The sequence below is a fragment of the Thermoanaerobacterium sp. RBIITD genome (genome assembly GCF_900205865.1).
GTDB lineage: Bacteria > Bacillota > Thermoanaerobacteria > Thermoanaerobacterales > Thermoanaerobacteraceae > Thermoanaerobacterium.
In genome coordinates, this window is record NZ_LT906662.1 from 562,343 (window position 1) to 577,141 (window position 14,799).

General features: G+C 35.1%; 16 protein-coding genes. 5 read left to right on the top strand and 11 right to left on the bottom strand.

Annotation, left to right across the window (positions count from 1 at the left end; all coding sequences use genetic code 11):
• The first annotated feature begins 45 nt into the window (after window positions 1–45).
• From CPG45_RS02725 to CPG45_RS02745, 5 genes are all read left to right on the top strand, one after another.
• Complete coding sequence (locus CPG45_RS02725) at window positions 46–1,203, top strand: ABC transporter substrate-binding protein (RefSeq protein WP_096230512.1); 1,158 nt, start codon at window positions 46–48, stop codon at window positions 1,201–1,203.
• Between the two features lie 80 nt (window positions 1,204–1,283).
• Window positions 1,284–2,168 (top strand): branched-chain amino acid ABC transporter permease, encoded by an 885-nt coding sequence (locus CPG45_RS02730; protein ID WP_096230513.1) that lies wholly within the window; start codon window positions 1,284–1,286, stop codon window positions 2,166–2,168.
• A gap of 9 nt (window positions 2,169–2,177) precedes the next feature.
• A complete protein-coding gene (locus CPG45_RS02735) occupies window positions 2,178–3,134 on the top strand; it encodes a branched-chain amino acid ABC transporter permease (protein WP_096230514.1) in 957 nt (318 codons plus the stop codon).
• Complete coding sequence (locus tag CPG45_RS02740; RefSeq protein ID WP_096230515.1) at window positions 3,115–3,918, top strand: ABC transporter ATP-binding protein; 804 nt, start codon at window positions 3,115–3,117, stop codon at window positions 3,916–3,918. Before CPG45_RS02735 ends, CPG45_RS02740 begins: the two co-directional genes overlap by 20 nt.
• The gene (locus CPG45_RS02745; RefSeq protein ID WP_096230516.1) at window positions 3,918–4,619 is read left to right on the top strand and encodes an ABC transporter ATP-binding protein; all 702 of its coding nucleotides are present in this window, start codon (window positions 3,918–3,920) and stop codon (window positions 4,617–4,619) included. Before CPG45_RS02740 ends, CPG45_RS02745 begins: the two co-directional genes overlap by 1 nt.
• A 102-nt stretch (window positions 4,620–4,721) precedes the next feature.
• On the opposite strand, the gene CPG45_RS02750 is transcribed toward CPG45_RS02745, so the two are convergent.
• From CPG45_RS02750 to CPG45_RS02800, 11 genes are all read right to left on the bottom strand, one after another.
• Window positions 4,722–5,138 carry a HutP family protein gene (locus tag CPG45_RS02750; RefSeq protein ID WP_096230517.1) on the bottom strand — a complete coding sequence of 139 codons (417 nt, stop codon included), beginning with the start codon at window positions 5,136–5,138 and terminating at the stop codon, window positions 4,722–4,724.
• Between the two features lie 55 nt (window positions 5,139–5,193).
• A complete protein-coding gene (locus CPG45_RS02755) occupies window positions 5,194–5,880 on the bottom strand; it encodes a DUF554 domain-containing protein (RefSeq protein ID WP_096230518.1) in 687 nt (228 codons plus the stop codon).
• Window positions 5,881–6,777: a DNA-3-methyladenine glycosylase family protein gene (locus CPG45_RS02760; protein WP_172856463.1), complete on the bottom strand. Its 897-nt coding sequence runs from the start codon at window positions 6,775–6,777 to the stop codon at window positions 5,881–5,883. It lies immediately after the preceding gene.
• A 133-nt stretch (window positions 6,778–6,910) separates the two neighbouring features.
• Complete coding sequence (gltA, locus tag CPG45_RS02765; RefSeq protein ID WP_096230520.1) at window positions 6,911–8,299, bottom strand: NADPH-dependent glutamate synthase; 1,389 nt, start codon at window positions 8,297–8,299, stop codon at window positions 6,911–6,913.
• The gene (locus tag CPG45_RS02770; RefSeq protein WP_096230521.1) at window positions 8,289–9,134 is read right to left on the bottom strand and encodes a sulfide/dihydroorotate dehydrogenase-like FAD/NAD-binding protein; all 846 of its coding nucleotides are present in this window, start codon (window positions 9,132–9,134) and stop codon (window positions 8,289–8,291) included. Before CPG45_RS02770 ends, gltA begins: the two co-directional genes overlap by 11 nt.
• Complete coding sequence (locus CPG45_RS02775; protein ID WP_096230522.1) at window positions 9,127–9,954, bottom strand: Asp23/Gls24 family envelope stress response protein; 828 nt, start codon at window positions 9,952–9,954, stop codon at window positions 9,127–9,129. The genes CPG45_RS02770 and CPG45_RS02775 overlap by 8 nt, the downstream gene beginning before the upstream one ends.
• 155 nt (window positions 9,955–10,109) lie before the next feature.
• Window positions 10,110–10,451 (bottom strand): Nramp family divalent metal transporter, encoded by a 342-nt coding sequence (locus CPG45_RS02780; protein ID WP_231968953.1) that lies wholly within the window; start codon window positions 10,449–10,451, stop codon window positions 10,110–10,112.
• Window positions 10,452–10,899: 448 nt separating this feature from the next.
• Window positions 10,900–12,078: an acetyl-CoA C-acetyltransferase gene (locus tag CPG45_RS02785; RefSeq protein ID WP_096230523.1), complete on the bottom strand. Its 1,179-nt coding sequence runs from the start codon at window positions 12,076–12,078 to the stop codon at window positions 10,900–10,902.
• A 22-nt stretch (window positions 12,079–12,100) separates the two neighbouring features.
• Window positions 12,101–12,946 carry a 3-hydroxybutyryl-CoA dehydrogenase gene (locus tag CPG45_RS02790; protein ID WP_096230524.1) on the bottom strand — a complete coding sequence of 282 codons (846 nt, stop codon included), beginning with the start codon at window positions 12,944–12,946 and terminating at the stop codon, window positions 12,101–12,103.
• Between the two features lie 55 nt (window positions 12,947–13,001).
• Window positions 13,002–13,997: an electron transfer flavoprotein subunit alpha/FixB family protein gene (locus tag CPG45_RS02795; RefSeq protein ID WP_096230525.1), complete on the bottom strand. Its 996-nt coding sequence runs from the start codon at window positions 13,995–13,997 to the stop codon at window positions 13,002–13,004.
• A gap of 12 nt (window positions 13,998–14,009) precedes the next feature.
• Window positions 14,010–14,792 carry an electron transfer flavoprotein subunit beta/FixA family protein gene (locus CPG45_RS02800; RefSeq protein ID WP_096230526.1) on the bottom strand — a complete coding sequence of 261 codons (783 nt, stop codon included), beginning with the start codon at window positions 14,790–14,792 and terminating at the stop codon, window positions 14,010–14,012.
• Between the last annotated feature and the right edge of the window lie 7 nt (window positions 14,793–14,799).

The window sequence follows — 14,799 nt, forward strand, 5'->3', positions numbered from 1 at the left end:
TGAATAAATCTTTTGAATGAATATAATCAATAGAGGGGGAAATTCATGAAAAAAATCTATATTGCAACTTTAGTTGGGCTTCTTTCACTTTCATTAATTTTCACTGGTTGTAACAAATCATCTAGCAATACAATAAATATTGGGGTAAATTTTGAACTTACAGGCAATCAAGCAGCATATGGAACATCATCAATGAATGGAGTAAATCTTGCGGTTGAAGAGGCAAATAACAATGGAGGTATCCTCGGCAAGAAAATACAAATTATAAAAGCCGACAATAAATCTGATGCAGGTGAAGCAACAAATGCAACAACAAAACTTGTTAATCAGAATAAAGTTGTTGGAATCATAGGTACATCAGCAAGTACAACGAGCCTAGGCATGGTCCCAGTCGTAACAGATGCAAAAATACCGATGATTGCTACCACCGCCACAAATCCTAGTGTAACTGTGGACCCAAAGACAAATAAGGTAAGAAAATATGTCTTTAGAGCTTGTTTTATAGATCCTTTCCAAGGAAAAGCTAATGCTGATTTTGCTTACAATACATTAAAAGCGAAGAACGCTGTGATTTATATTGATGACAAGAGTGATTTCTCAAAGGGATTGGCAAAAGTTTTTGAAGAGAATTTTGTAAAACTCGGTGGAAAAGTTCTTGATAAAGAAGCGTATGTCCAAGGTGATAATGATTTTAAAGCAACACTCACAAGATTAAAAGGATTTAATCCAGATGTCATATTTCTACCAGGACATTATGCTGAAGTCGGCAAGATAATAAAGCAAGCAAGAGAAATGGGTATCAATACTCCAATACTAGGTGGTGATGGTTGGGATTCACCTGACCTAGTAAAAATTGCGGGCCCATCTAATATGAATAATGCATATATGTCAAATCATTTTATACCAAGTGACAACGACCCAAATGTACAAAACTTTGTAAAGAAATATAAAGATAAATATGGTTCGTTGCCAGATGCTAAAGCGGTACTTGCATATGATGCCACAAATATTTTGTTTGCTGCCATAAAGCAGGCTAATTCAACAAAGTCAGATGATATCGTAAAAGCTCTCGAAAATTTAAAGAATTTTACTGGCGTAACTGGAGCCATAAAATTTGATAATAACCACAATCCAATTAAGAGTGCTGTTATTGTTGAATTTAAAGATGGTAATCAAGTATTTAAAGCAAAAGTTAATCCTTAATTATGATGGCAACGCGGTCACCTTTTAGTGGCCGCTTATATTCTATATAGAAATATTAAAAATTTATAAGAGGTGGTTATATGAAGACATTTATCGAACAGTTAATAAACGGATTATCCCTAGGAAGCATTTATGCACTTATTGCACTTGGATATACTATGGTATATGGAATTATGAAGCTAATTAATTTCGCTCATGGTGATATTTATATGGTAGGTGCTTTTACAGGATTTTTTGCTTCAACATATTTACACTTAGATTTTATACCATCACTAATATTAGCTATGTTGGTAAGCATTATTCTTGGTGTTACTGTTGAACGTGTGGCATATAGGCCATTAAGAGATAAATCAAAAATTTCAATTCTAATTACCGCAATAGGTGTCTCATTGCTACTCGAAAATGGAGGAATAATTCTTTTATCACCGAGGACTAGGACATATCCGCAGATATTTCAGCAGCATATGTACTCATTTTTTAATGGTATCGTCACAATATCAAACCAGCAAATTATCATCTTTGTAGTTTCTATTATCATGATGTTAGGCCTACAACTTATAATATATAAAACAAAGATTGGAAAAGCTATGAGAGCTGTGTCCACTGACGCTGATGCAGCAAAACTTATGGGTGTAAATGTTGATATGACTGTATCATTTACTTTTGCTGTAGGCTCTGCACTTGCGGCTGTTGCAGGTGTTCTTGTCGGCATCTACTATAATTCAATAGATCCGTTAATGGGTATTATGCCTGGCCTTAAAGCATTCATTGCTGCTGTTCTTGGCGGTATTGGAATAATACCAGGTGCTATGGTAGGCGGACTTATGATGGGTGTAATAGAGGCAATGGTATCAGGATATGGTAGTTCATTATATAGAGATGGTGTTTCATTTGCAATATTGATTTTAATCCTATTAATAAAGCCAACAGGTCTTTTCGGTAAAAATATTAGAGAGAAAGTGTAGGTGATTTAATTGAAACAAGTATTGAAAAATAGACTCATCATTCTTGTTGGATTATTTGTATTTTATGCCTTGATACAAGCATTAATATCATTTAATTTTCTAAATGATTATTATGTTATAAATATAATTCTTATGGGTATAAATATTATTCTCGTTGTAAGCCTTAATCTTATAAATGGTTTCACAGGACAATTTTCGATAGGCCATGCAGGTTTTATGTCAATTGGCGCTTATACATCAGCCATCATCACTTATAAATTAGGGCTTCCCTTTCCACTTGCTATATTAGTCGGCGGTATTTCAGCAGGCATTATCGGCATTTTGATCGGTATACCATCATTAAGGTTAAAAGGTGATTATCTTGCAATAACAACACTTGGTTTTGGTGAAATAATAAGGGTAATATTTTTAAACACAGAATATGTAGGTGGTGCCAGTGGAATGTCTGGTATACCAAAATACACGAATTGGACATGGACATTTTGGATAGCTGTTATTACCGTAATTTTAATAAGAAATTTTATAAACTCAAGTTATGGTAGATGTTGTATAGCTATAAGAGAAGATGAAACAGCAGCGGAGTCAATGGGAATAAACACCACATTTTATAAGACATTAGCATTTACCATAGGTGCATTCTTTGCAGGAGTAGGTGGTGCGCTATATGCACATAACTTTTACATTATTCAGCCAGAAACCTTCGGCTTTATGAAATCTTTTGATATTCTTACTATGGTCGTTCTTGGCGGTCTTGGCAGTATAACAGGTTCTATATTATCATCTATTTTCCTAACTTTTGTGTACGCCGCATTGCAAGACTACGCAGCATTGAGGATGGTCATCTATTCATTGCTTTTGATCATAGTAATGTTATTTAGGCCAGAGGGCTTAATGGGTACGAAAGAGTTCTCTTTTAAGAAATTATTTAAGAAAGGAGCGACAAAGAGTGAGCTTACTGTCGATTAAAAACCTTTCAATCAATTTTGGTGGTATTAAAGCACTTACAGATGTAAATATGGAGCTTGAAAAGCGATCACTGACAGGTCTCATAGGTCCTAATGGTGCAGGTAAATCAACAGTATTCAATATTATTACTGGTATATACCCACCAACAACAGGAACAGTTATATTTAATGGAACTAATATATCCACAAAGCCGTATAATAATACAAAACTTGGAATAGCAAGGACATTTCAAAATATAAGGCTTTTTAAAAATCTAACTGTTCTTGATAATGTTAAGATAGCTGAACACATTCACGTACAATATAGCCTTTTGAGTTCTTTCTTGCAATTTAAAAAATATCTAAAAGGCGAAAAATCTCAAGATTCCGAGGCATTAGAATTGCTAAAGATATTCAATCTTGATAAACATGCAAATAATCTTGCTAAGAATTTACCATATGGCGAACAAAGAAGGCTTGAGATAGCAAGAGCTTTAGCAACAGAGCCAAAGCTTTTACTCCTTGATGAACCTGCAGCAGGAATGAATCCACAAGAGACAAAAGAGCTAACAGACACTATAAGATTTATAAGGAAAAAATTCGATATAACAATACTCCTGATTGAGCATGACATGTCATTGGTAATGGATTTATGTGAAGATATATATGTCATGAATTACGGCAAAATAATCGCCCATGGTACACCAGATGAAATTAAGAGAGATCCTGAGGTAATTTCAGCATATCTCGGTGAAGAAAATGTAAATGAAAATGAAATTATATCCATTGAAGGAGGTGCCGTATAATGCTGGAAATAAAGGGTCTTAGTGTGTCATACGGAATGGTCAATGCAGTAAAAGGCATTGACTTAAAAGTAAATGATGGTGAGATTGTAACAATTATAGGTGCAAATGGCGCCGGTAAAAGTACAACTTTAATGACTATTTCAGGAATATTAAAACCAAAAAAAGGTACCATAATGTTTAACGATGTGGATCTCACTAAGAAACGTGCTCAAAATATAGTTGATATGGGTATCTGTCAGGTGCCGGAAGGAAGACGTGTTTTTTCAAATATGACAGTACAAGAAAACCTCGAAATGGGTGCATATCTTAGAAAAGACAAAATGATTAAAAGCGATATGGAAAAGGTATTTCATCTCTTTCCGAGACTTAAAGAACGCCGTAAACAGATTGCGGGAACTCTAAGCGGCGGTGAACAGCAAATGCTGGCCATTGGAAGAGCATTGATGGCAAAACCAAAAGTACTTCTGTTGGATGAACCGTCAATGGGACTCGCACCAATCGTAGTACAAGACATATTTAAAACTATAAAAAACATTAATGAAGACGGTACAACAGTTCTCTTAGTTGAACAAAATGCAAAAATGGCATTATCTATTGCCGATAGGGCTTATGTGTTAGAAACTGGAAATATATCACTTGAAGGAAAAGCATCTGTTTTAAAAAATGATGAAAGAGTTAAAAAATCATATCTTGGCGGTTGATCTATATAAGCTTAATTTTTATAAGGGCTTGACTTATCAAGCCCTTTCATATTCTTTGATTTCAAAAAATTAAGCTCTTACAGTTAAATCAGAAATAATGTTTTAATATTTAAGAGATCTGTGTCCTAATCCCATTGCAACTTCATTTAAATTTAACATACCAACAGCAAAAAACACACAGACGCAAAGGTGCTCACCATAAAATGCTATACCAATCTTACCACCTATATTTAATCCCATCGCTTTATCTTTAATCTGCATTATCGCTTCATGTGTAGCACCAGCAACGGCACCTTCACCTACATGGTTATCTTCTATTACTCCTTCTCTTTTAGCAGCGACAACCGCTCTTTCTATTATCTTTGAAATAGAATTAATATATTCGCCGCCATAATCGACGGCAGCAACCTTTATGCCTTCTTTAGCAAATCTTTCTTTTAATATTACTTCATCTTCTCTCCTCGACATAGCCATTCTAACGGCCACTCTTGCAACATCAATGCTTTTTATTTCCTTCATAAAACTTCACAAACCCGGACATTCTGTCCGGGCCATTCCTCCTTTTTGATTAGTATTAAATCATCTTTAATATAAGTTGATATATTACAGGGATAAAAATTGCGGGAAGTAAATTTCCTACCTTAATTTTTGTGATATTAAGCATATTAATCGATATCCCTACTATTAATATGCCACCTATCGCTGACATATCTGCTATTACATTATTAGTTAATAAATTCTGTAGCAATGATGCACCAAGCGTTATTAGTCCTTGGTAAACTAAGACGCTCATCGATGACAATAATACACCAATCCCCAGCGTAGAAGCAAATATTATAGATGAGATACCATCGAGCATTGACTTCGCAAAAAGTATGCTGTGGTCACCTTGAAGCCCATCTTTTAATGCACCTACGATAGCCATTGCGCCTACACAAAATATAAGGCTTGTTGTCACAAATCCCTCACTAATTCTATTATTGCCTGATTTTGCAAATTTTCTTTCTATCATATTCCCAAAATCGTTGAGAATATTTTCAATATCTATAGCTTCCCCAATAATACCGCCAATAACAAGGCTTATTATTACAAGCATTAAATTTTTAAATTTAAGTGCACTATCAAATCCGATTATAAGTACACTTAATGATATAGCCTGCATAACAGTTGCTTTAAATCTTTCAGGAATTCCTATTCTTAAAAATGTACCAGTAATACCGCCTACAAAGATTGATGCCGAGTTTACAAGTGTTCCTAGCATTTAATTTTCCCTTTCTCTAAACATTTCTTTCGATACGTGGTCTTTAGCATAATTAAAAAGGTATTGCTGTGCAAAGCCAGATAAATCACCAAATTTCTCCTTTGCAAAATGCTGTACATCATAATTATTAATCTTTCTTTTAAGATACAAAAATTCCACAACACGCTTTATCCAAATATCTGCCGGAAATGCTTCATACCTTCCCATAGAATAAAGTATAACACAGTCAGCAACTTTCGGCCCTACACCCTTTATATTCATTAATAAATTCCTTACATCATCTGTATCATATAACTGTATCTCAAAAAGATTTATTTCATCATTAAATATCTTTGATGCAGCATCAATGATATACTTTGCCCTAAAGCCACATTTGCTCTTATTCAATGTTTCCATATCTGCCATAATTATATCTTGTATTTTTGGAAATGTGTAGTATGTCTTATTTTTATATTTTATCGGATGCCCTAACGATTTACTTAAATTTTCTATAACTTTTTTTATCTGCGGTATCCTATTGTTTTGAGATATTATAAATGAAATAAGTGTCTCCCATGTATCCTGCCTTAATATGCGTATTCCCTCACCGTATTTAATTGCTTCCTTTAAAACCTCGTCTTGTGAGAGAACATCTTTTATTCTTCCATAGTCCCTACCTAAATCAAAATAATCGTACCATATATCATTAAAATCAGACAATGTCGTATTATCTATTGTCAATATGTCACCATTTAATTTTACATTTATTACTCTATCAAATGCAACACCTGTATAGCTTCCATCATCTTCCTCGTTCCACCTAAAACATTGTCCACATTCAAGTGTCTCTTTGAGATTAAAATCCTTAATTCCATGTACTATAACTTTAGTGCCAAACATCTCAACTAAATATCTCATTCTCCTCACCCACATTAATAGGTTTATATTGTGTTTAATACATCATATTTATCTTCCTTTATAATTATTATATAATTTTTTAGAGATAAAAAAAAGGCTTTACGCCTTTAAAAATAATATAATTATTACAATTTTAACTAATGCTACTTAAATATTCATCAATTGCCTTTGCAGCTTGCTTTCCTGCACCCATTGCAAGTATAACTGTTGCAGCACCTGTTACGACATCTCCACCTGCAAAAACACCTTTCTTTGAAGTTCTTCCTAATTCATCTGCAACAATAAGATTGTTTTTCTTCGTTTCTATATCTTCTGTAGTAGATGTCAAGATATTGTTTGGACTCTGACCTAAGGCCATTATCACAGTCCCTACATCGATAGTAAATTCAGATCCAGGTATTTCCTTGGGTTTTCTTCTTCCAGATTCATCTGGTTCTGTAAGTTCCATTTTAATAAGTTCCATCTCTCTGACCCAACCGTCATCAGTGCCTATAATTTTAACCGGGTTTGCTAAAAATAAGAATTTAATTCCTTCTGCATATGCGTGCTCTATTTCTTCACGCCTTGCCGGCATCTCATCCTTTGAACGCCTGTACACCACTGTTACTTCCTTTGCACCCATTCTAATAGCTGAACGCGCTGCATCCATAGCAACATTTCCGCCACCTATCACAGCAACTCTATCGCTTAATACTATTGGTGTATCATACTCCGGAAATTTATATGCTTTCATAAGGTTTATCCTTGTTAAAAATTCATTAGCAGAGTAAACACCATTAAGATTCATGCCAGGTATATCCATAAACTTTGGAAGGCCAGCACCTGTACCTATGAATACAGCATCAAAGCCTTCATCCTTCATTAAATCATCAACTGTTGTAGTTTTGCCAACAATCACATTGTCTTCAAACTTTACACCAAGTTTTTTAATATTCTCTATTTCTCTTTCCACGATGCTTTTAGGAAGCCTAAATTCTGGTATACCATAAGTCAAAACACCACCAGCTTTATGAAGTGCTTCAAATATAGTAACATCATATCCCATCCTTTTAAGATCACCAGCACATGTTAGACCAGCAGGGCCTGAACCAATTACAGCAACCTTTTTGTTCTTATTCACAATATTGTAATTTTCTTTAATCTCATGTTTGATAGCATAATCTGCCACATACCTTTCTAGTCTACCTATTGCTATAGGTTTTCCTGTTTTATTCAAAACGCAATTTTTCTCACATTGGTTTTCCTGTGGGCATACTCTTCCACAAACAGCAGGTAGGCTATTCGTTGCCTTTATAACAAAATATGCATTTTCGATATTTCTATTTTTTATTTCTTTTATAAATTGAGGTATCCTAACATGAACAGGACATCCATCCATACAAGTAGGTTTTTTGCACTGTAGACATCTCGATGCTTCTGCATTGGCTTCTTCATCATTATATCCGAGTGCAACCTCATTGAAATTTTTTATTCTCTCCTTTGGGTCTTGTTCCCTCATTGGTACTCTTTCCTTAATCGGCACAGCACCCACCTCCGTGTGTTCTACGAAATTCAGCCTGTTTTTCCTTCGATTTGTACATATTAAGTCTCTTCATAGCAATATCAAAATCTACCTTATGCCCATCAAAAACTGGTCCATCAATACATACAAATTTTGTTTCACCGCCGACAACTATTCTGCATGCTCCGCACATACCAGTTCCATCTACCATCAAAGGATTCATGCTGACAAGAGTGTGTATATTGTATTCATTTGTCATTAAAGACACATTTTTCATCATTATCATAGGTCCAACGGTTATAACAACATCGATATCCTTATCAACCTCAAGCCTTTCTTTAAGTACGTCTGTTACAAAACCTTTCTTACCAAGGCTTCCGTCATCTGTAGCGTAATAAACTTTATCGCAAACTTTTTCCATTCTATCCTTGAAAACTATATATTCTTCACTTTTCCCACCGAGTATAGCTTCAACTCTATATCCTTCATTATGGAGCATTTTAAGCTTTGGGTATAACGCAGGTATGCCTACACCTCCACCAACTCCTAGTACTTTTTTAACACCCGAACCAACATCCATACCCTTTCCAAGGGGTCCAGCAAAATCTTCTATATAGTCCCCTACATTCATAGAACCTAAAAGTTTAGTCGATTTGCCTACTTCCTGAAAGACAATCGTAACTGTCCCTCTCTCTCGGTCAAAATCAGCTATAGTAAGTGGAACCCTCTCGCCTCTTTCGTTTACTTTAATAATAACAAACTGCCCAGGGATAGCACTTTTTGCAACCCTTGGTGCTTCAATATCCATTAATTTAACAGCAGGATTTAAAACTTTTTTATTCACTATTTTATACATTTAGAACACCCTTTTCATAAATATTTACATAAAGCGACCTGACATATATTTTTATATTTAAGACATTGAGTGATGTCATATATTCTACAACATCTTTTATTGATTTTATTACTTCGGCAAGTACATGATTAATCGAAACACCATAATTCATTGTAAGATCAATTTTAATCAAAATTCCTTCATCATAATTTTCAGTTATAACCTTATTAATTTTGTGAATGCTTACAAATTTTTTAGCTTCATTTAGCACAATGCAATTTATAACATTCTCCGATATAGTGTATTTACCAAGATAGCTAAAATATGGCCTTACGACAGTTTTCTCAAACTCAATTTCTTTACGTCTAAATAATCTTAGTGGATCAATAAAATAACCCGAAAATTGTTTTTTTACTTCAAATGTCGGGACAGGTATAACATGTTTTCCTTCCTCATACCTCTTTTTTCTAGCTGTTTCGATTTCTTCAGGTGATACTATATCACTTATATATAGTCTCTCAGACACAGGCGGTAAAGAGAGCCTCTCAGCTATCTTATCTGTCATTTTATCTGATGTTCCAATAATCATTATCTTATCAGGCTTAAGCTCTTCAATGGATTTTCTTACTTCTTTAACGTGTTCTGGGTCCATAAAAATAGCTCTTCTTATAGCAGATAATTTAGTCCTTTCCCTTTTTGCAGAAAAGCCAGAAACAATCCTGTTTTCACATATTAAAAGTCCATCATCGATGATGTACTTTATACCATATTTACCCGCCACATATGACGCATGATAACTTTTGCCACTGCCGCTTTCACCTACAAAAGAATATACCTTCAATTAGTACCCTCCAAGAGATTTAATAAATAAATACCTATATTATTAATTATACGGTATTTTTGAGAAGTTTCAATAAAGAATTCAACAGAAAATATATTATAATAAATCATTTAAATATTGTAACTTAGATAAAATCATTATAGTTTAAAGGAATTCTAAACAGCATATTTAATGCTATTGCTGTACCAAGTAATTCGGCTGTAGCAGTCGAAATTGCAGTAAGGACTGCAGATATCAATATGGACTTCGCTAGCAAATGGTTTTATATATATCGCTGTTGCTTCAGACAAACAGTATCCTGTTGCAATGCCAAGGCGTGCCGCATTTTGCTGCAGGATAATTAACATTATAGTAGACAGCGTTATAACCCATAAAAGTTTATATCCGTATAGTGAACCCGCTGATACATTTGTTGCCAAATTTCCTGGAACAATAAATCCAACACTAACTAAAATACCTGGTCCAACATATTTCATAAAATTTATGACTGGTGCCACATTACAGTCTTCTTCTAAAAATTTTTAATATTTTTAATAATTTTCCCAATTTTAGCCTACTGTTGCGCTAACAATACATAGATATTCACTAATATTAAATATTTTTAATGAATTAAAATAAAAACCTAACATCAAAAAAAATATTTCCTTGATGTAAGGTTCATTCTAAATTGTACTCTTTACGTAAATGAGCCACCGTTATCACCTATACCATTTTTTATACTTTCTGCCATGGACATCGGAACTACCAGATCTTTATCAACTATTGGTGCTATTATTTTATCAACATCCCCGGTGCCAATGAAGGATTTTGTGGCATAAAAAAAGCCACATATGTATCATTATGTTACATATGTGGTTCATATTGTTACACACATCAATTATAAACTTAATAATGAAGGTATTTTTTATAGGTGCTTTGTGTCTTTTTGTTACAGAGTAGAAAGATTTACCTCTCAACAACCATAGCTATACCCATACCGCCGCCTATGCATAATGTTGCAAGTCCTATGTGGGAGTTTCTCTTTTGCATTTCATAAAGGAGTGTTACTAAAATCCTGCATCCGCTGGCGCCAATTGGATGTCCAAGTGCAATAGCTCCGCCATTTACATTTACTTTATCCATATTGAATTTTAGCTCTTTGCAAACCGCTACAGCTTGTGCAGCAAAAGCCTCATTTGCTTCAATTAGATCTAAGTCATCAACCGTTAAATCAACCTTCTCCAAGGCTTTTCTTGTGGCGTATATAGGACCTAACCCCATAACACTTGGATCAACACCTGCATAACCATATGATTTAATAGTCGCAAGAGGTTTTATTCCTAGTTCTAAAGCCTTCTCTTTCGACATCACAACAACTGCTGCCGCAGCATCATTGATACCAGACGCATTACCTGCTGTTACTGTGCCATCTTTTTTAAACGCTGGTTTTAATTTTGCAAGTGCTTCCATTGTTGTATTGGGCCTTACATGCTCATCAACCTTAAATTCTATTGGATCTCCCTTTTTCTGAGGTATCATAACAGGTACAATTTCATCTTCAAATCTTCCTGAAGATATAGCTTCTGCTGCAAGTTTCTGACTTCTTAAGGCTAATTCATCCTGCTCTTCCCTTGTAATGCCAAACTTCTCAGCGACATTTTCAGCTGTAATACCCATATGATATTGATTAAATACATCTGTTAATCCATCATACACCATTTCATCGACAAGCTGCCCATTATTCATCCTGTAACCAAAGCGTGCATCATTTAATACATATGGTGCTCTTGACATACTTTCCATACCACCTGCAACAACTATATCTGCGTCACCTGTCATGATAGATTGCGCTGCTAATGTTACAGCCCTAAGTCCTGATCCACATACCATATTTATAGTCATTGCCGGTACATCTACTGGAATACCTGCTTTTAATTCAGCTTGTCTTGCAGGATTTTGCCCAAGACCTGCTTGCAAAACATTTCCCATTATTACTTCATTTACTTCTTCAGGCTTTATGTTCGCTCTTTTTAATGCTTCTTTTATAACAATGGCGCCTAAATCTACAGCTGGCACGGTTAAAAGAGTACCACCAAATTTTCCTATAGCTGTTCTTACTGCACTTGCAATAACTACTTCTTTCATATATATCCTCCTTTATATTGGTTTATTTATATTCAAAGAATCCTTTCCCAGATTTTCTACCAAGCAAACCGCCTCTTACCATCTTTTTTAGAAGTGGATGTGGTCTGTATTTTGAATCACCATATTCTGTATAGAGCACATTCATTATAGCAAGTACTACATCATTTCCTATAAGGTCTGATAATGCAAGTGGTCCGATTGGATGATTTGCACCGAGTTTCATGGCTTCATCTATATCTTCAGCAGTTGCAACACCATCTGCAAGTACACCTATGGCCTCATTAATCATTGGTATTAATATCCTATTTACAACAAATCCAGGAGCTTCATTTACTTGTACGGGTGTTTTCCCAACTTTTAATGCTAATTCTCTTACAATATTAAAAGTCTGGTCTGATGTTTTTAGTCCTCTTATAACTTCAACAAGTTTCATTACTGGGACAGGATTAAAGAAATGCATACCGATAACTTTTTCAGGTCTTCCAGTTACACTTGCTATTTCCGTTATAGAAAGCGATGATGTATTAGAAGCGAGAATAGTTTCTGCCTTGCAAAGTCCATCAAGTTCCTTAAATACCTGTTTTTTTATTTCCATATCTTCAATTGCTGCTTCAACAACTAAGTCTGCATCTTTTGCATCCTCTAAGTTGACAGTTCCATGAATTTTGCTCAAAACTTCATTTTTCGTGTCTTCAGTCATTTTTCCTTTTTCGACACTTCTTTGAAGATTTTTGTTAATTATTCCAAGGCCTCTTTCAACAAATTTCATGTCGATGTCTCTTAATATAACCTCAAAACCGTTTTGTGCAAAAGTCTGAGCGATACCCGAGCCCATTGTACCAGCACCTATTACACAGATTTTTTGCATAATAACACTCCTTTTTAAATAAAATTTTATGGTCACCTGTCAAATGATCAAGTGCCTACGCAGATACTTTTTTAAGTTCTTCAATCAAAGCTGGTATTACCTTAAATAAATCTCCAACTATACCGTAATCAGCAACTTTGAAAATCGGCGCGTCGGGATTTTTATTTATTGCAACAATAGTACCTGAATTGCTCATACCTGCTAGATGCTGTATTGCACCGCTGATACCACAGGCAATGTATAATTTTGGTCTTACTGTTTTTCCTGTCTGTCCAACCTGGTGGTCTGATGAAATCCATCCGGCATCGACCGTTGCACGAGATGCCCCAACAACACCTCCAAGTACATCTGCAAGCTCTTTTATAAGTTTAAAACCTTCAGCATTTCCAACACCACGTCCTCCAGAAACTATAATGTCCGCTTCCTCAAGATTTACTTTGCTCTTAGCTTCTTTTACGATATTTAGTATTTTAGTCCTTATATCAGTTTCTTTAATGTCCGTCTCATAATTTATGACTTGACCTTTTCTTGATTCATCTTTTACAGATTTCTTCATGACTCCAGGCCTTACTGTTGACATCTGTGGCCTTCTATCAGGACATTTAATTGTTGCCATTAGGTTGCCACCAAACGCCGGCCTTGTCTGTAGTAATAATCCATTTTCATCAATGTCAAGTCCAGTACAATCTGCCGTAAGTCCTGTCATAAGTTTTGACGCAATTCTAGGTGCAAGGTCACGACCTATATATGTTGCACCGTAGAGTATTACTTCAGGTTTATATTCATTTGCAAGGTCAGCGATAACTTTAGCATATCCTTCTGTCGTATAATTCAAAAGAAGTGGATTGTCTACAACATATACTAAGTCTGCACCGTAGCTGATAAGCTCTTTTGCAAGGCTTCCTATATTGTATCCTAAGAGAACAGCTCCAACATTCACACCTTTCTTATCTGCGAGCTTTCTCGCTTCACCGAGAATCTCGAGAGCAACATTCATAATCATGCCGTCTCTTTGTTCGGCGAAAACCCATATATCTTTATAATCACTCATTTGCCGCGCCTCCTATATTACATGTCTCTTATTTAATCTATCAACAAGGTTTTGAACTGCTTCTTTAACATTTCCAGTAAATATTTCTCCAGTCCTCTCAGTGTTTGGCGTTGATGTAGCTACAACCTTTGTTGGTGAGCCCTTTAGACCAAGCTCATTTTTATCAACATCGAGGTCATCTGCCGTTATCGTCTTAACTTCTTTTTTTCCGTATGCATTGAATATACCTTTAATAGATGGATATCTTGGTACATTAAGTTCTTTTATAGCAGTTAGAAGAACAGGTGTATTTACTTTTATTTCTTCATATCCATCTTCAAGAGCTCTTTCAACTTTAAGTCCATCATCCTCGACTTCTACTTTCCTAACATATGTCACCTGTGGTATATTTAACTGTTCTGCTATTTGCGGTCCAACTTGTGCCGTATCCCCATCTATTGCCTGTCTTCCACAAAAAACAATGTCATATTCAAACTTTTCTATAGCCTTTGAAAGTGCTTTAGCTGTTGCATAAGTATCTGCACCGGCAAAAGCTCTATCTGTTAAAAGATATGCTTCATCAGCACCCATTGCAAGTGCCTCTCTTAAAGCAACTTCGGCCTGCGGTGGTCCCATAGATATTACAGTAACCTTTCCACCATTTTTTTCTCTCAATCTAATGGCTTCTTCTAAAGCATTTTTATCATCAGGATTTATTATGCTTGGAACACCTTCACGTACAAGTGTTTTTGTAACAGGATCAATTCTTACTTCGTTTGTATCCGGAACCTGCTTAACAAGTACAAGTATATTCATAAGTATG